Origin of the sequence: Cetobacterium sp. NK01, from assembly GCF_024506395.1 — a bacterium.
In the GTDB taxonomy this organism is placed as follows: Bacteria; Fusobacteriota; Fusobacteriia; order Fusobacteriales; family Fusobacteriaceae; genus Cetobacterium_A; species Cetobacterium_A somerae_A.
Window position 1 is genome coordinate 984,059 of the sequence record NZ_JANIBO010000001.1, and the last position, 21,421, is coordinate 1,005,479.

Here is a 21,421-nt window from a genome sequence, read left to right on the forward strand (position 1 = left end):
TAAAAATTTTACTGTCTAATCTCTCCATTATAGTTTTTAGCTATTAACTTTAAGATTTTATCAACAGTTATATTGATATCGTTTTCCTCAAGAGTTCCATCCTTCTTTCTTAAAACGATGCTTATAGCAACTGATTTTTTATCAGCTTCTATTTTTTCCCCTTGATAAACGTCAAATATAGCTACACTTTCAATTAGATTTGATGACTTTTTAATGTCATCTAACATTTTTCCTACAAGTACATCTCTATCTAAAACAACTGCTAAGTCTCTTGTTACTTCAGGATATTTTACAATTCTTTCATATTTAACTTTTTTAGCTCTATAGTTTAATAAAGTAGTTAAATCTAACTCAGCTACATATGCTCTTTCTCTTTTAATATCCATATTTTCAGCTAATTCTGGATGAATTTCTCCAAAAGTTCCAATTTTAACTTTTCCTATTTTTATATCAGCACTTCTTCCTGGATGGAAGTTATTATCCTCTGATCTTTCTAATTGATATCTCGTTACTCCTATATACTCTAAGAATTTTTCAACAAAACCTTTCAATGTATAAAAATCCATTGCTTCTGGTTTTGGATTCCATAAAGTTTTAAATGATTTCCCAGCAAGAGCTATTGATGCTCTCAGTGTTTCATTTGCTAACCCATCCTCTTTTGGAGTAAATACTCTTGACACTTCAAAGAATTTTAAACCATTTTGATTTCTATTTAAATTATCTCTTATATTCATTAATAAGCTATAAATTAATGTTGGTCTCATAACAGCCATATCATCACTTATAGGATTTGTTATCTCTAGAGTAGGTTCTGTTATTCCTAACATTTTTATAGCTTCTCTTGAAATAAAACTATAGTTTATAACCTCTTGTAATCCTAATTTTGCTAATACTTCTTTAGCTTCATCAACAACTAATGTCATTGAATCTTTAACTCCAGGCTTTATATTTTCTTCTGGCATTTTATTTTCTATATTGTCAAAACCATACATTCTTATAATCTCTTCATATAAATCTGCTGTTCTAGTTAAATCACCTCTATAAGATGGTGGCGTTGCTAGTATTGTAGTAGAGTTTAATGTTTTTATTTTAATTCCTAAATTTGTAAGAATTTTTCCAACCACATCTATCTCTATATTTTTTCCCATAAACTTTCTTAATTTTTCAATATTTAAAGGAATTTCTATTTTTTCATATTTTTCAATATACTTATCAATACATCCTTCTAAAATCTCTCCACCTGTTAGTTGAGATATTAAGTCAGCCGCTCTTTCTAAAACTTCAGCAGTATTTTCTATATCTAGTCCTCTTTCAAATCTATATGAAGAGTCACTTGATAATCCAATTTCTTTTGATGTTTTTCTAATGTTATCTGGAGTAAAGTATGCACACTCTAAGAAAATTTCTGTTGTTTCTTCTGTTACTTTACTAGATTCTCCACCCATTATACCAGCAATTCCTAAAGGTTTTTCTGCATCAGCTATAACAAGTTCTCCTCTATTTAATTCTCTTTCTACTCCATCTAATGTTACTATTTTTTCTCCATCTATGGCTTTTCTAACAATAATTTTTCTATCAGCAATCTTTGTTAAATCATAAGCATGTAATGGTTGATTACATTCAAATAGTATATAGTTAGTTGCATCCACAACATTGTTTATTGGTTTTAATCCCATAGAAATTAATCTATTCTTTAACCACTCTGGTGATTCTCCAACCTTTATATTTTTTATAACTTTTCCAGAGAATCTTTTACATCTCTCTTTATCTTCTATTCTTACATCTATATGTCCTGTATTTATGCTCTCAATAATTTTTTTAGATTCAAACTCTGGACATTTTATTTTTCTTCCATAATATGCTGCTATCTCTCTAGCTATACCGATATAAGATAAGCAGTCAGGTCTATTTGGAGTAATTTCTAGTTCAAATATTACATCATTTAACTTTTTATAAACTCTATACTCTACACCTAATGGAGCATCTTCAGGAAGTATTATAATTCCATCACCGTCAGTTCCAAGTCCAAGCTCTACTTCAGAACAAAGCATTCCTTGAGACTCTACTCCTCTTATTTTACTTTTCTTTATTTTAAAATCTCCAGGCAAAATTGCTCCAATTGTTGCAACTACAACTTTATCACCTAGTTTATGATTAGGAGCACCACAAACTATTTGAAGATCTTCATCTGCTCCAACATTAACTTTTAAAAGCGTTAATTTTTCAGATTCAGGATGTTTTCCATACTCTGTTATCTGACCTATAACAACTTTTGCTAAATCTTTTCCCTGCTCATCTATAGCTTCAACCTCTTGACCTATCATAGTCAAAGTATTTTCTAGCTCTTTTATGTCCTCTTTTATATCGACATATTGCTTCAACCAATCCAACGAAATTAACATTATATGCCTCCACCTTTTATTTAAATTGCTTTAGGAATCTTACATCATTTTCAAAAAATGCTCTTAAATCATCAATACCATATCTTAGCATTGTTATTCTTTCAATTCCCATTCCAAATGCAAATCCTGATACTTCTTCTGAATCGTATCCCACAGCTTTTAATACAGCTGGATCAACCATTCCACATCCCATTATTTCTAACCATCCACTATGTTTGCAAAGTCTACATCCTTCACCTTTACAAATAACACACTGTACATCCATCTCTGCACTTGGTTCTGTAAACGGAAAGAAGTGTGGTCTAAATCTAACTTTTGTCTCACCAAATACTCTTGTTACAAATTGCTCTAACATAGCTTTTAAATTAGCAAATGATACTTCTGGTCCTACCATTAGCCCTTCCATCTGGTGGAACATAGGTGTATGAGATATATCATAATCATTTCTATAAACTTTTCCTGGACAAACCATTCTAAATGGTGGTTGATGTTTCTCCATATATCTAGCTTGTACTGGAGACGTATGTGTTCTTAGAACAACATTTTCACTCATATAAAATGTATCTTGTAAATCTCTTGAAGGATGTGTTTCTGGAATATTTAATGCATCAAAGTTATATGAAGTAAACTCTACTTCTGGTCCTTCTGCTACGTCAAATCCCATTTCAACGAATATATTTTTTAAAAAGTTCATAGTCTCCGTTATTGGATGTAATCCTCCTGTAGAAACTTCTCTTCCTGGTAAAGAAATATCTAGTGTTTCAGATTCTAATTGCTCTTTTTTTACTTTTTCTTTAATCTCATTTGTTTTCTCTTCAACTAGAGTTGTTATAATAGTTTTAACATCATTTACCATTTGTCCAAAAGCAGGTCTCTCTTCTGGCGATAAATCTCTCATAGATTTAGAGATTTCTGTAAATTCACCTTTTTTTCCTAAATATTTAACTCTAATTTCATCAATTTCTTGTAGTGTTGCTGCTTTTTGGATATTTAAACTAGCTTCATCCTTTAAAGCATTCAGCTTATTTTTCATCTGTTTCCTCCTAAAACAAGGCTTTGTTATTTTATATCTTTATAATTAAAAGTCAACTCTTTATTTTTTATTGTCAATACTCCATATCTATTATCCTTTAAAGCACCTGGATTAAAGTATTTTATTCCATTTTTTTCTTTATAGTATGGTATATGTGTATGACCAAAACAAACAGCATCTACTTTGTATTTTTCAGCTATTGTTTCTAATGTATGCATCTCTTTTTTTACGTTATAAAGGTGACCATGTGTTATTAATATTCTTACTCCATCAATGTCTACTATCTCATTATCATTAAAGTTTCTGTCAAAAACATCACAATTTCCTCTAACAATATAAAATTTTATATTAGGAAAAGCAAAAGAACACTCTTCTCCATCCCAACTATGATCTCCTGTCCATATTATTATATTAGGATTTTCTTGTGTTATTATATCATAAATTTTACCCATGTTTCCATGAGAATCTGTAATTATTAATATTTTCATTTTTTTATCCTATAAATATTGATATTTCTGATTTCTCCATAATATTCAAACCTTTTTTTCCTGTAATTTTTTCAAAGAAATATCCTCTACTTAAATTTCCCATTATTAAAAGATCTAATTTATTAACTTCTTTTAGATAATCTTCTTTTGCTAATTCTCCATTAAAATTTTTACAGTCTACAACTTTTCCTTTATCTTTTAAATATTTTAATAAAGAGTTATTCTCTATATCATAAAGTAAAGTTAACATAGAAAAATTTGTTATTTCTGGAAAAATGTTTATAAATGAAAATGTACTTTTATTTATTTTTACACCATCATCACTTGAAATTCCAACTTTATCTAAAGAAGTTATCGCTTTTTCACCAACCATAATTATAGGTTTAAAGTGATTTTTTAATACTGTTATAGCTGATTCTGATAAAGCTTCACCTTTTTCAAAAATTAATAAATCTGCAAGTTTCATATATTCTTTTATTATATCCCAAGGAAATCCAAACTCCACATTCAATCTTGAGTTTATTCCTCTTACTCTAAGTTTTTCCTGTAAATGTTTAACTTCCTCTTCTTCAAAAGCATCTCTTTCTTGAGAGAAGGAATTATTACTTAAGTTTACTATCATTCCATCCATTGTTGCTGGTATAATCTCGTCTCTTCTTACATCTTTTACATACAAAGGGACTATTTCGTATCCAAATTTTTCTTTAAAAAATATAGCACTATCTATTAGTACATTTTTTTTTGATCCTTCTCCAAATACAACTAAAACTTTTTTCATAATAACTCCTCCTATAGATTAAATTACTCTTGAGTTGCGTCTTCTGCTTCTTCCTCTTTAAAACTTGCAATTGATACAACTTTTTCAGATTCAGATTCATTTACTCTCATAATTTTTACACCTTGAGTTGCTCTTCCAATTATCGAGATTTGATTTACTGAAGTTCTTATAACAATTCCTGAAGATGTTATTACCATTAGTTCTTCTTCATCTTTTACAGGTTTAACTGCTACAACCTCTCCATTTTTATCACTACATCTTATATTTATAACACCTTTTCCACTTCTAGATTGTAATGGATATTCATCTACTCTTGTTCTTTTTCCATATCCACTCTCTGTAATAGTTAAAATAGTTTCATTTGCTGCGTCATCTATTAATAATGCTGATATAACTTTATCTTTTGCTCTAAGAGATATTCCTTTTACTCCACTTGTGTCTCTTCCTGTTGCTCTTACATCATCTTTAGAGAATCTTATTGAGTGACCTAATTTTGTTGCTAAGAATATCTGTTCTTTCGAATCAACTGGTAAGATTCCAACAAATATTATATCGTCTCCATCTCTTAACTTTATTGCTTTTAATCCAGCAGTATTTATATTTTTATATTCGCTTAAATTTGTCTTTTTAACCATTCCATCTCTAGTTACAAATACAAGTTCTTTATCTTGGCTAAACTCTCTTATTTTTATTATTTCTCTAACTTTTTCATCTTCCTTTAATTTGATTAAGTTTCCTATAAGTCTTCCTCTAGCCTGTTTTGAAGATTCTGGAATTTGATAAACTTTTAGATGGAAAACTCTGCCTTTATCTGTGAAAATCATCATTGTATCTAAATTTGACATAACTTCCATTCTCTCAACAAAGTCATCTTCTATTGTATTTTGAGTCGAAACTCCTTTTCCACCTCTTTTTTGAGCTTTATACTTATCTAACTCCATTCTCTTTACATAACCTCTATTTGTTACTGTAACAAGAACACTATCATCTTTTATTAGATCTTCAGGTCTAATTTCTAATCTTTCTTTCTCAATTGATGTTCTTCTTGGGTCATTATATTTATTTTTTATGTCGTTTAATTCTTCTTTTATAATATCATAAACTTTATTATCATCTGCTAAAATCGTATTTAGCTCTATTATTAAAGATTTTAAATCTTCGTGTTCTCTATCAATTTTATCTCTTTCAAGACCTGTTAATCTTTGTAGTCTCATATCTAATATAGCTTTTGCTTGTTCTTCACTAAATCCATATTTATCTATTAATGCAACTCTTGCTTCATTTCCATCTGCTGAACCTCTAACAATTTCTATAACTCTGTCAATGTTTTCAAGTGCTATTATAAATCCTTTTAAAATATGAGCTCTTTTTTCAGCTTTATTTAAATTAAATTTTGTTCTTCTAGTTATAACTTCAAATCTATGTTTTAAATACTCATCAAGTATTTCTTTTAAATTTAATACTCTTGGAACATTGTTAACTAATGCTAACATTATTATTCCAAATGTTGTTTGAAGTTCCGTATATTTATATAGTGAGTTTAAAACTAACTCTGATTCCTCACCTTTTTTTAATTCTATTACAACTCTAATTCCATCTCTATCAGACTCATCTCTTAAGTCTGAGATTCCAACAATTTTCTTTTCTTTTACTAAATTAGCTATTTTTTCTATTAAAGAAGCTTTATTTAACTGATAAGGTATCTCTTTTATTATTAAGCTTTCTCTTCCGTTTTTTGCCTCTTCTATTTCAATTTTTCCTCTAACTCTAACTCTTCCTCTTCCAGTTGTATAAGCATCATAAATTCCAGCTTCACCATCTATTATTCCACCAGTTGGAAAATCTGGACCTTTTATATATTCCATTAATTGCACTGGTGTAATCTCTTTATTATCTATTAAAGCTAAAATTCCATCTACAACTTCCCCTAAATTATGAGGAGGAATATTTGTCGCCATTCCTACGGCTATTCCTGTAGCTCCGTTTAATAATAGGTTAGGTAACTTTGCAGGTAAAACAATTGGTTCATCTAATGAGTCGTCAAAGTTTTTTCTAAAATCTATTGTATCTTTATCTATGTCTTCTAATAATTCATTACTTATCTTAGACATTCTTGCTTCAGTATATCTCATTGCTGCTGCTGAATCTCCATCAATAGATCCAAAGTTTCCGTGTCCATCTACAAGTTCATATCTATAAGCAAAATTTTGTGCCATTCTAACCATTGTATTATAAACTGCTGAATCTCCATGTGGATGGTATTTTCCTAATACTTCTCCAACAATTCTCGCAGATTTTTTATAAGGTTTATCACTTGTCATTCCCATCTCGTTCATAGCAAATAAAATTCTTCTATGTACTGGTTTCAATCCATCTCTTACATCTGGTAATGCTCTACTAACTATTACACTCATAGAGTAATCTAGATAGGATTGCTTTAATTCTTCCTCTATATATCTATTATTCACATTAGACATTATTCTTTTCCTCCTAGAACATTATTTTTATTACTGTATATATACATTTATATATCCAGATTTTTTACAAATTCAGCATGTTCTTCAATAAACTCTCTTCTTGGTTCTACTTTATCTCCCATTAGTTTATCAAATAAAATATCCGCTTCTCTTGCATCATCTATTGTAACTTTTAATAAAGTTCTCGTATCTGGATCCATAGTTGTTTCCCAAAGTTGTCCAGGATTCATCTCTCCTAATCCTTTATATCTTTGAAGAGTATATCTTTTATCCTCTCCCTCAAGTCCAGCTATTATCTCTTTTAGCTGTCTATCAGTATAAGCATATGATACTGTTCTTCCTTGAGTTATTTTAAATAAAGGTGGTTGAGCTATAAAAACATTTCCATTATGGATTAAATCTACCATATATCTATATAAGAATGTCAGTATTAGCGTTCTTATGTGTGCTCCATCTACGTCCGCGTCTGTCATTATTATTATTTTTCCGTATCTTCTTTTTTCTATATTGAAATTATCGCCAATACTTGTTCCAAAGGCAGTAACCATAGCTCTTATTTCAGCATTTTCTAGGGCTTTATGTAATCCAGCTTTCTCTACATTTAGTATTTTTCCTCTTAATGGTAAAATGGCTTGGAATGATCTATCTCTTCCTTGCTTCGCTGATCCACCTGCTGAATCTCCCTCAACTATATATACTTCACATTCATCTGGATTTTTTGAAGAACAATCTGCTAATTTTCCAGGTAATGATCCAATATCTAAAGCTGATTTTCTAAGAACTAATTCTCTTGCTCTTTGAGCAGCTTCTCTTGCTCTTTTTGAATTTAATATCTTTTCAACTATAACTTTTAAATCATTAGGAGCATCTTCTAAATACATTTTTATTTGAGCTCCAGCTACTGTAGAAACAATACCTGTTACTTCACTATTTCCTAATTTAGTTTTAGTTTGTCCTTCAAATTGTGGTTGAGGAACTTTTACAGAAACAATGGCTGTTAATCCCTCTCTTATATCCGAACCTTGTAACTTTCCATCTTTATCTTTTAAAAGACCTGTACTTTTTCCTAAATCATTTATTACTCTTGTTAGAGCAGTTCTAAATCCACTTACGTGAGTTCCACCCTCATGAGTATTTATATTATTAACAAAAGAGTAAATTGTTTCTCTTTGATTAGTATTATATGTCATTGCTATTTCTACAGAAACATTATCAACTTCTCCACTCATATAAAAAGGAGCTCTTATTATTGGAGTACTATCTTTTTCAATCTCTTTTATATAATCTAAAATTCCACCTTCAAACTCTAGATTAACAACTTTAGCTGGTTCTTTTCTTAAATCAGATAAAACTATAGTAAGTCCTTTATTTAAATAAGCTAATTCTCTTAATCTTGTCTCTAATGTTGCAAAACTATAAACTAAAGTTTCAAAAATTTCATAGTCAGCTTTAAATCTAACTGTTGTTCCACTATCTTCTGCTACTCCTATTTCTGTAACATCTTTTTCAGGTACTCCTCTATTATATTTTTGATAATAAACTTTTCCTGCCTTTCTAACTGTAACTTCTGTCCATTCAGAAAGTGCATTAACTACAGATACTCCAACACCATGAAGTCCTCCTGAAACTTTATAGTTATTGTTCTCGAACTTTCCTCCTGCGTGAAGAACTGTTAATACTATCTCCAATGCTGATTTTCCATATTTTGGATGTATATCTACGGGTATTCCTCTTCCGTTATCTACAACCTCTATTATGTTATCCGGTAATATTGATACTTCTATTTTTGTTGCGTAACCTGCTAATGCTTCGTCAACTGAGTTATCTACAATCTCCCACACTAAGTGATGTAAACCTCTTTCTGAAGTCGTTCCTATATACATTCCAGGTCTTTTTCTTACAGCTTCTAATCCTTCTAAAACTGTAATATTTTCTGCTTGATAATTATTTGTTGTCATCTTCATCCTCCAATATCTTATCTGCAATATTTTTTAAAGAACATGGTTTACAACTGTCTCCTTCTCCAAAAAACATCATTCCACAAATATCACATTTTTTATAACCTTTTAATTTTAAGGCATTTTCTCGCTCTTTTGCCTTCTTTTTTAAAATATCTATTTTTTCTTCTAAACTTAAATCTTTAAGCTCTGAAATAAATTCCTCTTTTTTATCTTCGTTAGGATTTCTTTCTATAAAATCTATATAATCGCAATTTTGAACCTTGGAAACTTTAAATCTTATATCTTTTACATAATCTTTTTTTAAAATTTCTAATATTTTCTTTAAATATTTATTTTTGTTCATAGACATATGATGAAGGTATATACTATCTTCAACCAATACATATAGAATCCCCTCTTTTATCCAAAGAGGTTCACTTTTTTTAGAAAGTTTTTCAACAATATCTCTCCAATGTCCTCTTATTATTCCTTCTTTTAACTTTCTACTTTTAATAATAGCTTCTTCCACTGCTTCACTTACATTCATAATGTCCATCTTGAATCTCTCCTTTATCAATTCTAAAGTTTTTAGATTCTATATTTAAATCACTTGTTGAACTAATGAAAACTTGTAATTCTCTTTTTTTTAAATAATTCACAATACTCTCTTTTCTTATAGAATCAAAATATGAGGAAATATCATCTATTAAAAAAATAGGTGTTTCTCTTTTCTCTCTTATTATCATATCTATCTCTGAAAGTTTTAAAGAAAATATTATAGATTTTTTTTCTCCTTGAGATGAATATGATTTTGCTTCTTTTCCATTTAAAAGAAATTTAAAGTCATCTCTTTGAGGTCCTACTAAAGAATATCCGTAACGTAATTCTTGATATTTTAAATTGTTTATTTTATCTTTTATAGCCTCTTCTAATAAGTTTAAAGTTACCCCTTTATAATCTTCTATAAAACTTTCATATTTTAGGCTAAGCTCCTTTTTATCATCAAAAAGTTTTCGGTAATTCAAATTCAAAATTATTGAGATATTTTTTACATATTCTATTCTTTTTAAAATAATTTTTGCTGCTAGTTTAATAAATTCATTCTCATAAATTAAAAACATCTCGTCTTTGATATTTTTCTCTTTTAAATACTTATTTCTTATTTTTAAAAGTTTATTATAATCTTTTAAGTTTTTAAAATATTCAAAGTTACTTTGAGCTATCTCTGCATCAAAAAAACTTCTTCTAAAACCAGGACTTCCCATTATTAACTCTATATCTTCTGGAATAAATGTTATTACATTTAGCTTGCCGTAAAACTCATCAAAAGATGTTTTTTTACTATTATATTTATATTCTTTATGCTTTTTATCAATTTTAACACTTAAACTTTTTTCAGATATTAAATCTCTATATGAAATATAACTTCCCATCTTTTCTTTGTTATATTTTATTAACTCTATATTTTTTGAGGTTCTAAAACTTTTTCCAGTAGCACTGAAATAAATAGCTTCTAGTATACTTGTTTTCCCTTGTCCATTTTTTCCAAAAAATAAATTAAACCTTGGAGAAAATTGTATATTTCTATCTTCTAAATTTCTAAAATTTATATAATTCATTTCAAGAATTTCCAATTGTTTATTTCACCTCAAAATTAAAATAAATTTAAGCTACTACGAATACTAATCCTAAAAATTCAACTTTATCTCCTGGATATAGTTTTTTTCCACGTCTTTCCTCTATTTCACCATTAACTTTAACTTGTCCATCTAAAATAAGCTCTTTAGCTTGCCCACCGGTACCAATTTCACCAGTAAATTTAAGAAATTGATCTAATTTAATAAATTCTGTAGAAATTTTTATTTCTTGCATCTTAACCTCCTAAAATATTTTTAGTCTATTATACATTTTACCATAAAACTAAGTTTATTTCTATAAGATTTATAAAGGGTCTATGAGCTAAACTACTTATAATTTCTATTTTTATTTTTATTTTTTATTTTTTTCAATATGTATACATATAGTATGTTTTTAACTCTTTTAAATATAATAAAACTATGTATATTTTATTATAAAAATAAAAAAAATATCTTATTTTTATTACAAATAAAAAGTGTACATCTTAATTTTTTATGTTTTTTTTAAAACTTTTAGTTTTATTTAAGTTTTTTTTGTTATATTTACAAATTAAAAAGTGTACATTTTTTTATGTTTTATTTTTATGCGTATACATATATTTTTTTTACTAGGCAACTTGTCCTATGTATATTATATATTTTAGAATATAATTAAAAGGATAAAGTAATTTTTGATAGTAATATCAAAATAATATTATAGTTATAGAGGAGCTGGTAATGTGTCTATACTGAGAAGTATATTCGGGATTTTTGTAATTTTATTTTTAGGTTATCTTCTATCATACGATAGAAAAAATATCAAATGGAGAACTATTTTAGCCGGTTTTGCACTGCAATTTGTATTTGCTTTTATAGTAATGAAAACATCTGGTGGAGCTTATGTTCTTGAGTCTGTTTCTAACGGATTCAATAAAATAATTGCTCAAGCCAACGAAGGAATACAATTTGTTTTTGGAGGATTATATTCTCCTGGAACTAATATAGCATTTGTTTTTGCTTTTAACGTTCTGCCTCTTATTATTTTCTTCGGTGCTTTAATCTCTGTATTATACCACTTAGGAATAATGCAACTTGTTATTAAATATATTGGTGGTGGAATATCAAAACTTCTAGGAACTAAAGAAGCAGAATCTGTATCTGCCGCTGCAAATATTTTCCTTGGTCAAACTGAAGCGCCACTAGTTATAAAACCTTATATAGCAAATTTAAGCAGATCACAACTTTTTGCTGTTTTAACTTGTGGAGTTGCTTCTGTTTCTGGTTCTACTTTAGCTGCTTATGCCGCTTTAGGTGTTCCTATGAAATATTTGATCGCTGGTTCTTTCATGGCTGCTCCAAGTGGATTAGTTTTTGCCAAACTAATTATGCCAGAAACTCAAGCTGAGTCAGAAGATGAAAAAATTGAGTTCACAAAAAGTGATTCAGTTAATGTTATCGAAGCTGCTGCAAAAGGTACTATCGACGGTATGAATATCGCTCTTATTATAGGTGCTATACTTATATCTTTTATTGCACTAGTTTCATTAGTTAATATGATTTTAGGTGGTATCGGAGATCTATTTGGAATCCAATTAACTCTTCAATCTATTTTAGGTTATATTTTTGCACCAATTACTTACGCTATGGGAATTCCTTGGCACGAAGCTGTTTATACAGGAAGTTTATTAGGACAAAAAATGGTTCTTAACGAATTCGTTGCCTATGTTGATTTTACAAAAAATATCGCTGGTCTTTCTGAAAAAACAATAGCTATAATGAGTTTCGCTTTATTAGGGTTTGCAAATGTAGCATCTTTAGGACTTCAAATTGGAGCTTTAGGAGCTATCGCCCCTAATAGAAGAAGTGAAATTGCTCAAGTTGGTATGAGAGCAGTTTTAGCAGGTTTCCTAGCTTCTCTTTTAAACGGAGTTATTGCTGGAGTATTCTTCTAATATTTTTAAATTTAAGACAGGAAAATTTCCTGTCTTTTTTTATTATATATTTTTTATATTATTTTTATTCTCTATTGTTTTTTGAAACTTTATATTATATACTCGTACAAACAAAAATAATTAACTGGGAGGAAACAATGAAGAAAAAAATCAGAATACCTGATACCTATGTCATTATCTTTTTTGTAGTTGTCTTTGCTGCAATTCTTACTTACCTTATTCCTGTTGGTAGCTTTACCATGGAAAAGATTCAATATGCCACTGAAGCTGGTATGAAAACGAGAACTGTTCCTGTTCCAGGAAGTTTTAAATATGCGTTAAACGATTTAGGACAACCTCTTACTAAAGGTATTCCTATATTTGCTGCTGGTGGAGATATGAGTGTTACTAACTATATCTTTGAAGGTCTTGTTAGTGGAGATAAATGGGGAACTGCTGTTGGTATTATCGCATTTATCCTTATCACTGGTGGAGCTTTTGGTATTATTTTAAAAACTAAAGCTGTTGAAGCTGGAATACTTAATATGATTAAAAAAACTAAGGGATCTGAGGCACTACTTATACCTCTTGTTTTCCTTCTTTTCTCTTTAGGTGGAGCTGTATTTGGTATGGGAGAGGAAGCTATTCCTTTTGCTATGATTCTTATACCTATCGTTGTTGGTATGGGATATGACTCTATTACAGGTATTTTTATGTGCTATATCTCAACTCAAATTGGATTTGCTACATCTTGGATGAACCCTTTTAGCGTGGCTATTGCTCAAGGAGTTGCTGGGGTTCCTGTACTTTCTGGAGCTATGTTTAGAATAGTTATGTGGATATTCTTTACAGCTTTTGGAATTATATATACTATGAGATATGCTAAAAAAGTTAAAGCTAATCCTGAGTTATCAATATCTTATGAAACTGATAAGTTCTTTAGAGATGATTTTAAAGCTGATGAAACAGAAGATTTAGAATTTAAGTTAGGACATAAACTTGTATTTTTAACAATATTCTTAGGAATGTCTTGGATTATTTGGGGAGTTGTTTTCCACGGATATTACTTACCTGAAATAGCTGCGCAATTTACTATTATGGGTATTGTTTCTGGAATTATTGGAGTAGTATTTAAATTAAACGACATGACTGTTAATGATATTGCTACTTCATTTAGAAAAGGTGCTGAAGATCTTATCGGAGCAGCTTTAGTTGTTGGTATGGCTAAAGGTATAGTGCTAGTTTTAGGTGGAGTAGACGCTGGAACTCCTACAGTTTTAAATACTATTTTAAACGCTGTAGCAGGGATTCTAGGTGGATTACATGCTTCTATATCTGCAGTTGCAATGTACTTCTTCCAGTCTGTATTCAATTTCTTTGTTGTATCTGGTTCTGGGCAGGCAGCTTTAACAATGCCAATTATGGCACCTCTTTCGGACTTAGTTAGTGTTCCAAGGCAAGTTGCTGTGCTAGCTTTCCAACTTGGAGATGGATTTACAAATATGATTGTACCAACTTCTGGTATCCTAATGGCAATTTTAGGAATCTCAAAAGTTGAATGGGGAGTTTGGGCAAAACAACAAATCAAATTCCAAGGTATTTTATTTATACTTGGTTGTGCATTTATTGTTATAGGTGTTTTAACTAATTTCCAATAAAATTATTAAAGGTAGGAATAAATTACTCCTACCTTATTTTAATACAAATATAAAAAAAAGATGTATCTCTACATCTTTAAAAATCTTTTTATGGCGGGAGTGACGAGGGTCGAACTCGCGACCTCATGCGTGACAGGCATGCGCTCTAACCAACTGAGCTACACCCCCATATGGTGGAAACAACTGGACTTGAACCAGTGACCCCCTGCTTGTAAGGCAGGTGCTCTCCCAACTGAGCTATGCTTCCTTATAGATTTTTTAGTGGTGCCCAGAGGCGGAATCGAACCACCGACACGGGGATTTTCAGTCCCCTGCTCTACCGACTGAGCTATCTGGGCATCTTTTGTTACCTGCTATAGGTACCTTTAAAATGGCGGAAGGTCAGAGACTCGAACTCTGAAGTCTTGCGACGCCGGTTTTCAAGACCGGTTCCTTACCAGTTAGGATAACCTTCCATATTAATGGTACCCCGTAGGGGAATCGAACCCCTGTTTATAGAGTGAAAATCTATTGTCCTTACCACTGAACGAACGGGGCAGGTGAGTGGTGGATCCAGCTGGAGTCGAACCAGCGACCACTCGGTTATGAGCCGAGTGCTCTAACCAACTGAGCTATGGATCCGTTAATGGCGTGTCTGAAGAGATTCGAACTCCTGACCCACGCCTTAGAAGGGCGTTGCTCTATCCAGCTGAGCTACAGACACATTAGATGGTGCGTCATACTGGGCTCGAACCAGTGACAACACGATTAAAAGTCGTGTGCTCTACCATCTGAGCTAATGACGCATTTTTATGGAGCGGGAGACGAGGGTCGAACTCGCGACATTCAGCTTGGAAGGCTGACGCTCTACCAACTGAGCTACTCCCGCATATTATTCCATCTTATTATTTAATTGTTTTGGTGGCGGGGGCTGGATTCGAACCAACGACCTTCGGGTTATGAGCCCGACGAGCTGCCAACTGCTCTACCCCGCGATATATAAATGGTGCCTGGGGCCGGAATCGAACCGGCACGCTATCAGATAGCTCAGGATTTTAAGTCCTGTGCGTCTACCTATTCCGCCACCCAGGCTTCCTAGTTGAAGGAGCGTTTCGCTTTCGCGTTTCGCTGTCCCTCACGGACATTAATAATAATATCATAAATTATAAATAAAGTCAACAAGTTTTTTTATTTTTTTTAAAGTTTTTTTTGTTTTTATAGTAATCCTCTCAAAAACCTATATTTTTCAATGGTTTTTGAAAGGAAGTATAACTATATTTTTTTTATAAATTTTTCATAAAATTTTCTAATTGGTTCTAAGATATGAAAAAAAATAAGTAAATTAACTAACTTTTTTTTGCAACCCTTTAAAGTTTTAAATTCTAAAAAATAAAGTTTTTTATTATTTCCGTGCCAACTTTTTCCCCACCAATGAATTCCATAAGTGTTTTTAGTTATTTTATTATAAGAAAATTCTTCTGTAAAATGATATGGATAAAAATATTCGTAAGGATATATTTTTATTCCCTCTCGCAATTCTACAATCTTATTTTCTGCTATAAAATCATAGTTTTTTTCTAATGTATATTGAATTATTGCTGGAATTGTATATATATTAATATTCCAAATATCTTCCTCATAAAAATCTAACATTTTTTTGAAAAAACTATGTCCTTTTTTTGCTCCAATTATACCTGCACTAACTTGTTTTTCATCCTCCATACCTATAAACATTTCTTCTTTTAAAAATGGATCTAAAGACTTTAAAATTTGCATATCTGAGTCTAAATAAATTCCTCCATATTCATATAAAACCTTAACTCTAAAATAATCTGATAAAAATGCCCATAGCTTTCTATTATAACACTCTTTTAAAAATCGATTTCGTTCAATTTCATTATAAAAATCTAAATTTTCTTCGTTCCATTCAATTATTTCATAACCAGGTAATTTTTCTCTCCATGAATTTATACATATATCCATTATATTAGGTTTTGGACCCTTTCCTAACCAAATGTAATGTATTTTCTTCTCCATGATTCCTCCTAAAATTTAGGTATTTTTTGTGTGTTTCCTATGTCTTTTCCCATTAATTTTCTTAATAAATTAGAAAATTTTGGAGCGATATATACTAATATTTCTTCAAAATTTTTATTTTTTACTCCTTTTACTTCTTTAAATATTGCTCTATAATTTTTTAATTTTTCTTTATAATTTTTATTTGAATTTATATATCTATATACTATCACTTTATAAAAGCTTGGTAAAAGTTTTGAAAGTGCTTCTCTTCCATAATTATCAGTTTTACTATATTCATTTAATAACATATAACATATTTTTTCTAAAGAATTTATACTCTTATCTGTTACTACACTCATTATACTTCCATTTCTTTGTCTATAATAATAAAATGCTGTATCTATATACTTAACTCGCTTAGCTTTCAAATATGCCATTGGAGTAAAATAACTATCTTCATGTATTAGATTATCATGAAAATATAATTTGTTCTCACATATAAAATCTCTTTTATATACATCATCAACTACTTCTTCTCTAAAACACTTTGTACCTTGAAAAAGAGTTAAAAAAAACTTACTTCCTTTTCCCACTGTAAAATCTTTAATCTCTTGTGATCTAAATAAAGGTTCTCCTATTTTTTCACCAGAAAAATATCTCATATTTCCAACCATTATATCTAAATCCAACTTTTGACCCTCTTTAAAAAACTCCTCAAATCCTTTTGAATCAATTATATCATCACTATCAATAAAAGATAGATATTCTCCTTTTGCATCCCTTATTCCTGCATTTCTTGCTGAAGATAATCCACCATTTTCTTTATTTATAATTTTTGTTATATTTGGAAATTTCATTTTATACTCTTTTAATATTTCTAAACTTCCATCTGTTGAACCATCATTTACTAAAATAACTTCATATTTTATATCTTTCACACTATATATACTATCTAAACATTCTTTTAAAAACTTTTCAACATTATAAACAGGTACTATAAATGTAAGTTCCATAGTTTTCTCCTATATATCTCTATTATTATTTTTTCATCAAATTCATTTAATATTTTTTTTCGACCATTTTTTCCCATTTTTTTTCTCTCTTCAGTTGATAAATTAATAAATTTTTCAATTTTTTCAGCTAAATCTAAAGAATTTTTCGCTTTTACTAAATAACCGTTTTTATCGTTTTCTACAATTTCCCTACATCCTGTAACATCCGTTGTTATTATTGGTTTTTCCATGCTTGCTGCTTCCATTAGAACTTTTGATATTCCCTCTCTATAAGAAGGTAAAATTACACAATCTGATTTATTTATTATAGTCTCTACATCTTTTCTATGACCTAAGTATTCTAATATACCTTTTTCTTCATATTCTTTCATTTTTACTTCATCAATTCCATTTGCAGCATTCCCTCCTAAAGCTCCTAAAAATAAAAATTTAACTAAATAACCTTTTTCTTTTATAATTGATGCGGCTTCTACATATTCTCTGACCCCTTTATCATAAAAAGCTCTAGCTACCATTAAAAAAATTAATTCTTTATTTTCCTCTCTAAAGATTGGAGAAAATTTTGATGTATTAACACCTTCTCCTGGTAAAACAAATAATTTTTGTTCATTTACTATTTTTTCATCTATTAACTGTTTCTTATCATCTTCGTTTAATACCCAAACCTCTTTAGAATAACTCAAAGATACTTTATATAATGTTTTGGCTATTTTAGAAATTATTCCTCCTTCTACAAAAGAGTATCCTAAACCAGTTAAAACAGCTATACTAGGAATATTAGCTCTTTTTGCTGCTAAAGTTCCGTATATATTAGGTTTTATTGTATAATGAAAAATAATATCAGGCTTTTCCTTTCTATAAATATTAAATAATTGAAGATATAATTGAAAATCTTTTATGGGGTTTACTCCTCTTAAACTCAACTCTATGGGAATATGTCTAATTCCTAATTCTTTAGGAAAATCTATTCTAGAATCATTTGGAGCTATAACTACAACTTCATGTCCATCTTCTATTAAAGCTTTTATAACTCCATATCTGAATATATATACATCCCAAAGGACATTGGCTGTAAAAAATATTTTTAACTTTTTCATAAATACCTCTCATTTTAATATTGAATTAGTAACTCTTTTCCATGACTATCTTTTAAATACTTTTTACTCTCAATTAACTCTTTTTCTCTTTTTTTATAGTTCAACTTATTAAAAAAGACATTCTCGTATTTATAGTTTATTTTATTTCCTGGAAAATTTATACTTTCATATATTCTAAGAAAACATATAGAAAATATAAGCCCTATAAGAGCACCTTTATATTTTGTATCCTCTATACTTCTTGCTAAAACTAGCCACGCTCCATAAACAAATAAAATTCCTATTCTAAGAGATACAATTGACAGTTCTGATGTAAATAAAAATATAAATATCCACATATATGAACTATTTTTTATAATTATATTTTTTTCATAGTTATATGCTAAAAAAAACAGTACTGCTCGTTCTAAGTAAAATATATTAAATCCTCTATTTAAACTAGTTGGTATAACTTCTCTATAATTTATAATCTTACTTTTTAATATATCTGGAAAAATATTTAAATTCATATTAAAAATAGTTTGAAATATTTTTAAATCTAAAAGATAGTATATACTTCCAAATACAAATAAACTTAATATAAATCTCTCTTTATATCTGTGATTTAATATAAAATACATCGGCATATAAACTAATGCACTTGTATGAAATAAAACTCCCAATATATTTAAAATAAAAAATGGTATAATCTTTCTTTCTTCTATGTATTTTAATGAAAATAAAAATAAAACTATTGCTTTTATATTCCTTAATAATTCTACTTCAATATGTAATCCTTGAATACTAAAAAAAATAGCAAAAGCTATTATCGGATATTTACAATATTTTTTAAAAATATAGTATAAGGCTATAAAATCAATAGTTGTTGTTACTACCTGGTAGAAAATATAGTTTTTAAAAATACCACCAATTAAAGATGTGTAAATCATATATCCTTTTTCATAAATATAGGTTTTTTCCATAAAAGAAGGATAATAAAAATACCAATCCCATCCTAAAAAACCTCTTGTTCCTAAAAATAGTATTAAAAAAATAACAATACTTTTTAATATTATTTTTTTATAAACCTCATTCTTTCCAAAAATATCATAAATACCTAAAATCATTAAAGCTAAAGCTATTATTATAAAAATCATTTTAGTTCCTCTTTATAAATAGCTATATATTTTTTTGCTGTAGATTCTATGGAATATGTTAAACTATTTCTTATTCCCGCTTTACTTTTCTCTAAATAAAGATCTGAATCTTCTAAACTTAATATTTTTTCTACTAAATCATTTACATTTCCTAATTCAAAAAGAAGTCCACTATCTCCCACTACATTTGATAAGCCCTCAACGTTACTTGCTATTATAGGAGTTCCTGATGCCATAGCTTCTAATGCACTTAAACCAAACCCTTCAAAGTTTGATGATTGAATAGCTATATCGCTTCTTTTTAAAAGAGATGAAACAGAGTTAGAATATCCTAAAAATTGAACTCTATCATTTAAATTTAACATTAAAACTTCACGTTTTGCAATCTCCTGTGTTTCTCCTTCTCCAACAAATGTTATTGTATAATCTTTAGGTAATCTCTCCATTGCCCTTATTACTGTTAAATGATCTTTAGAGGGATGAAACCTTGAGACCATTATTAGATTATTACCTCTTTTTTCTTTAGGTTTCCCCATAAATGCTCTTAACGAAACACCATTAGATATAATATCAACTTTTTTCAAGCTTATTCCAGTCCATCTAATAAGCTCTTTAGCTGTTGCCTCTGAAATCGCTACAACTTTATCATAAGAGTTATATATAAATTTATCTAAAACTTTGTACAACTTATTATTTCGTCGTCTATTATGCGTACTATGCTCCGTTGTTATGTATATAATATTTTTATTTAAATATCTTGCTAAGCTCGTCCATATTTGGGCATGAATCAAATGAGCATGAACTATTTGAAAATTATTTTTTTTTATTAGTTTAGATATTTCTAAAGCATTCTTAAAACTAAACTTATTATTTGCTTTAATTGTATGGATTTTTATTCCTCTTTTTTTATATTCATTTATAAACTTTTCACCTTTTGTGTCTAAAACTAATAGTTCTACTTCTACTCCTTGCTTCTTTTGTGCAGGTATTAAATCTAACAATAGTTTTTCAGCTCCACCTAACTCTAAAGATGTTATTATGTGAAGTATTTTCATTTAACCTTTCCTTTCTTTTTTCCAATCATAATATACAGCCTGGAAAAATCTAATTAAAAATTTTATCTTATTTTTAATTGGTATTTTTTTCTTTAACATATATTTATAATAAAGTTTCAACCCTTTTGGATTATTCTTAATAATCTCAGAAAATCTTCTTGTATAGCCATCTTCTAAATATTGATAAAAATAGATTCCTTTATCAATATATCTAAACATATAGTTTTCACCTATCTGATTCCATATATATCCCTCAGGGACAAATTTTTCATTTTCTATTTCTGGAAAAGGATACTCTCTCATTATAGAAGTTTTTACAATTTCAGCTTTATCTCCCAAAATTTTTTTATTATAAAAAATATCTATTGGAGTACTATCTATTTGGGCCCCTCCAAAAGTTTCATTTTCTCGCACGCTCTTTCCATCATCAAAAACCTCTACTTTTCTAAAAACAACACCTGCATAATCATTAGGCAAGGTTATAGTTTCTTCTTCTATAGTCTCCATAGCTCTTTCATTTAAATAATCATCACTATCTACTATAAAAAATAACTCTTTACTAGCTAAGGCTACTCCGACATTTATAGCTCTCATTTTTCCCCCATTTTTTATTTTTTTATAAAATATGGGTATCTCATCATCATCTATGAACTCTTTTATTAATCTTTCTGTTCCATCTGTTGATCCGTCATCTACAACTATCCATTCAAAGTTTTTCACTGTTTGATTTTTTAAACTTTTATACAACCTTCTCAGTGTATTCTCTCTATTATAGGTGGGTGTAAATACAGTTATCATT

General features: G+C 29.2%; 17 protein-coding genes and 11 tRNA genes. 2 read left to right on the plus strand and 26 right to left on the minus strand.

What is annotated here, in order from left to right:
• Positions 1-8: 8 nt before the first annotated feature.
• The 9 genes from pheT to yaaA are packed head-to-tail and all read right to left on the minus strand — an operon-like array spanning position 9 to position 10,990.
• Positions 9-2,402: a phenylalanine--tRNA ligase subunit beta gene (gene pheT / locus NON08_RS04920; protein WP_256690331.1), complete on the minus strand. Its 2,394-nt coding sequence runs from the start codon at positions 2,400-2,402 to the stop codon at positions 9-11.
• 16 nt (positions 2,403-2,418) lie between these two features.
• Positions 2,419-3,435 carry a phenylalanine--tRNA ligase subunit alpha gene (gene pheS, locus NON08_RS04925; protein WP_256690332.1) on the minus strand — a complete coding sequence of 339 codons (1,017 nt, stop codon included), beginning with the start codon at positions 3,433-3,435 and terminating at the stop codon, positions 2,419-2,421.
• A 26-nt stretch (positions 3,436-3,461) separates the two neighbouring features.
• Positions 3,462-3,923, minus strand: coding sequence for a metallophosphoesterase family protein (locus tag NON08_RS04930; RefSeq protein WP_256690333.1), 462 nt, complete (start codon positions 3,921-3,923; stop codon positions 3,462-3,464).
• 4 nt (positions 3,924-3,927) lie between these two features.
• Entirely contained in the window at positions 3,928-4,701 is a 774-nt protein-coding gene (locus NON08_RS04935) for a universal stress protein (protein WP_256690334.1), read from the minus strand.
• Positions 4,702-4,724: 23 nt separating this feature from the next.
• A complete protein-coding gene (gene gyrA, locus NON08_RS04940) occupies positions 4,725-7,178 on the minus strand; it encodes a DNA gyrase subunit A (RefSeq protein WP_256690335.1) in 2,454 nt (817 codons plus the stop codon).
• Between the two features lie 47 nt (positions 7,179-7,225).
• A complete protein-coding gene (gene gyrB / locus NON08_RS04945; protein WP_256690336.1) occupies positions 7,226-9,136 on the minus strand; it encodes a DNA topoisomerase (ATP-hydrolyzing) subunit B in 1,911 nt (636 codons plus the stop codon).
• Positions 9,123-9,674, minus strand: a complete 552-nt coding sequence (locus NON08_RS04950; RefSeq protein WP_256690337.1) for a DUF721 domain-containing protein — start codon at positions 9,672-9,674, stop codon at positions 9,123-9,125. The genes gyrB and NON08_RS04950 overlap by 14 nt, the downstream gene beginning before the upstream one ends.
• A complete protein-coding gene (gene recF / locus NON08_RS04955; RefSeq protein ID WP_256690339.1) occupies positions 9,652-10,752 on the minus strand; it encodes a DNA replication/repair protein RecF in 1,101 nt (366 codons plus the stop codon). Before recF ends, NON08_RS04950 begins: the two co-directional genes overlap by 23 nt.
• 31 nt (positions 10,753-10,783) lie before the next feature.
• Positions 10,784-10,990: a S4 domain-containing protein YaaA gene (gene yaaA, locus NON08_RS04960; RefSeq protein ID WP_256690340.1), complete on the minus strand. Its 207-nt coding sequence runs from the start codon at positions 10,988-10,990 to the stop codon at positions 10,784-10,786.
• 484 nt (positions 10,991-11,474) lie between these two features.
• Between yaaA and NON08_RS04965 the strand changes: the two genes are divergently transcribed.
• Positions 11,475-12,686 (plus strand): NupC/NupG family nucleoside CNT transporter, encoded by a 1,212-nt coding sequence (locus NON08_RS04965; protein ID WP_256690341.1) that lies wholly within the window; start codon positions 11,475-11,477, stop codon positions 12,684-12,686.
• A 137-nt stretch (positions 12,687-12,823) separates the two neighbouring features.
• The gene (gene yfcC / locus NON08_RS04970; RefSeq protein WP_256690342.1) at positions 12,824-14,323 is read left to right on the plus strand and encodes a putative basic amino acid antiporter YfcC; all 1,500 of its coding nucleotides are present in this window, start codon (positions 12,824-12,826) and stop codon (positions 14,321-14,323) included.
• 91 nt (positions 14,324-14,414) lie between these two features.
• Here the strand turns inward: yfcC and NON08_RS04975 are convergent.
• The 17 genes from NON08_RS04975 to NON08_RS05055 form a co-directional block, all read right to left on the minus strand.
• Positions 14,415-14,491 (minus strand) — tRNA-Asp (locus NON08_RS04975).
• 3 nt (positions 14,492-14,494) lie between these two features.
• Positions 14,495-14,570: transfer RNA gene (locus NON08_RS04980), tRNA-Val, on the minus strand.
• A 15-nt stretch (positions 14,571-14,585) separates the two neighbouring features.
• Positions 14,586-14,661, minus strand: a tRNA-Phe gene (locus tag NON08_RS04985).
• A 33-nt stretch (positions 14,662-14,694) separates the two neighbouring features.
• A tRNA-Ser gene (locus NON08_RS04990) sits at positions 14,695-14,778 on the minus strand.
• Between the two features lie 7 nt (positions 14,779-14,785).
• Positions 14,786-14,860: transfer RNA gene (locus NON08_RS04995), tRNA-Glu, on the minus strand.
• A 7-nt stretch (positions 14,861-14,867) separates the two neighbouring features.
• Positions 14,868-14,944: transfer RNA gene (locus NON08_RS05000), tRNA-Ile, on the minus strand.
• A gap of 5 nt (positions 14,945-14,949) precedes the next feature.
• Positions 14,950-15,026 (minus strand) — tRNA-Arg (locus NON08_RS05005).
• Between the two features lie 6 nt (positions 15,027-15,032).
• A tRNA-Lys gene (locus NON08_RS05010) sits at positions 15,033-15,108 on the minus strand.
• Between the two features lie 7 nt (positions 15,109-15,115).
• A tRNA-Gly gene (locus NON08_RS05015) sits at positions 15,116-15,191 on the minus strand.
• Between the two features lie 30 nt (positions 15,192-15,221).
• Positions 15,222-15,297 (minus strand) — tRNA-Met (locus NON08_RS05020).
• A 9-nt stretch (positions 15,298-15,306) separates the two neighbouring features.
• Positions 15,307-15,394 (minus strand) — tRNA-Leu (locus NON08_RS05025).
• Between the two features lie 180 nt (positions 15,395-15,574).
• On the minus strand, positions 15,575-16,342 hold the full coding sequence (locus NON08_RS05030) for a glycosyltransferase (protein ID WP_413774042.1): 768 nt from the start codon (positions 16,340-16,342) through the stop codon (positions 15,575-15,577).
• A 5-nt stretch (positions 16,343-16,347) separates the two neighbouring features.
• Positions 16,348-17,334 (minus strand): glycosyltransferase, encoded by a 987-nt coding sequence (locus tag NON08_RS05035; protein WP_256690344.1) that lies wholly within the window; start codon positions 17,332-17,334, stop codon positions 16,348-16,350.
• Positions 17,316-18,431, minus strand: a complete 1,116-nt coding sequence (locus NON08_RS05040; RefSeq protein WP_256690345.1) for a glycosyltransferase family 4 protein — start codon at positions 18,429-18,431, stop codon at positions 17,316-17,318. Before NON08_RS05040 ends, NON08_RS05035 begins: the two co-directional genes overlap by 19 nt.
• Before the next feature lie 14 nt (positions 18,432-18,445).
• Positions 18,446-19,567, minus strand: coding sequence for an EpsG family protein (locus tag NON08_RS05045; protein WP_256690346.1), 1,122 nt, complete (start codon positions 19,565-19,567; stop codon positions 18,446-18,448).
• A complete protein-coding gene (locus tag NON08_RS05050; protein ID WP_256690347.1) occupies positions 19,564-20,622 on the minus strand; it encodes a glycosyltransferase in 1,059 nt (352 codons plus the stop codon). The genes NON08_RS05045 and NON08_RS05050 overlap by 4 nt, the downstream gene beginning before the upstream one ends.
• On the minus strand, positions 20,623-21,420 hold the full coding sequence (locus NON08_RS05055) for a glycosyltransferase family A protein (protein WP_256690348.1): 798 nt from the start codon (positions 21,418-21,420) through the stop codon (positions 20,623-20,625).
• Position 21,421: the final 1 nt, after the last annotated feature.

Excerpts from the sequence above, each read along its gene's own strand:
- pheT (WP_256690331.1), bottom strand. The coding sequence starts at position 2,402 with ATGTTAATTTCGTTGGATTGGTTGAAGCAATATGTCGATATAAAAGAG.
- pheS (WP_256690332.1), bottom strand. The coding sequence starts at position 3,435 with ATGAAAAATAAGCTGAATGCTTTAAAGGATGAAGCTAGTTTAAATATC.
- NON08_RS04930 (WP_256690333.1), bottom strand. The coding sequence starts at position 3,923 with ATGAAAATATTAATAATTACAGATTCTCATGGAAACATGGGTAAAATT.
- NON08_RS04935 (WP_256690334.1), bottom strand. The coding sequence starts at position 4,701 with ATGAAAAAAGTTTTAGTTGTATTTGGAGAAGGATCAAAAAAAAATGTA.
- gyrA (WP_256690335.1), bottom strand. The coding sequence starts at position 7,178 with ATGTCTAATGTGAATAATAGATATATAGAGGAAGAATTAAAGCAATCC.
- gyrB (WP_256690336.1), bottom strand. The coding sequence starts at position 9,136 with ATGACAACAAATAATTATCAAGCAGAAAATATTACAGTTTTAGAAGGA.
- NON08_RS04950 (WP_256690337.1), bottom strand. The coding sequence starts at position 9,674 with ATGGACATTATGAATGTAAGTGAAGCAGTGGAAGAAGCTATTATTAAA.
- yaaA (WP_256690340.1), bottom strand. The coding sequence starts at position 10,990 with ATGCAAGAAATAAAAATTTCTACAGAATTTATTAAATTAGATCAATTT.
- yfcC (WP_256690342.1), top strand. The coding sequence starts at position 12,824 with ATGAAGAAAAAAATCAGAATACCTGATACCTATGTCATTATCTTTTTT.
- NON08_RS05035 (WP_256690344.1), bottom strand. The coding sequence starts at position 17,334 with ATGGAACTTACATTTATAGTACCTGTTTATAATGTTGAAAAGTTTTTA.
- NON08_RS05040 (WP_256690345.1), bottom strand. The coding sequence starts at position 18,431 with ATGAAAAAGTTAAAAATATTTTTTACAGCCAATGTCCTTTGGGATGTA.
- NON08_RS05045 (WP_256690346.1), bottom strand. The coding sequence starts at position 19,567 with ATGATTTTTATAATAATAGCTTTAGCTTTAATGATTTTAGGTATTTAT.
- NON08_RS05050 (WP_256690347.1), bottom strand. The coding sequence starts at position 20,622 with ATGAAAATACTTCACATAATAACATCTTTAGAGTTAGGTGGAGCTGAA.
- NON08_RS05055 (WP_256690348.1), bottom strand. The coding sequence starts at position 21,420 with ATGATAACTGTATTTACACCCACCTATAATAGAGAGAATACACTGAGA.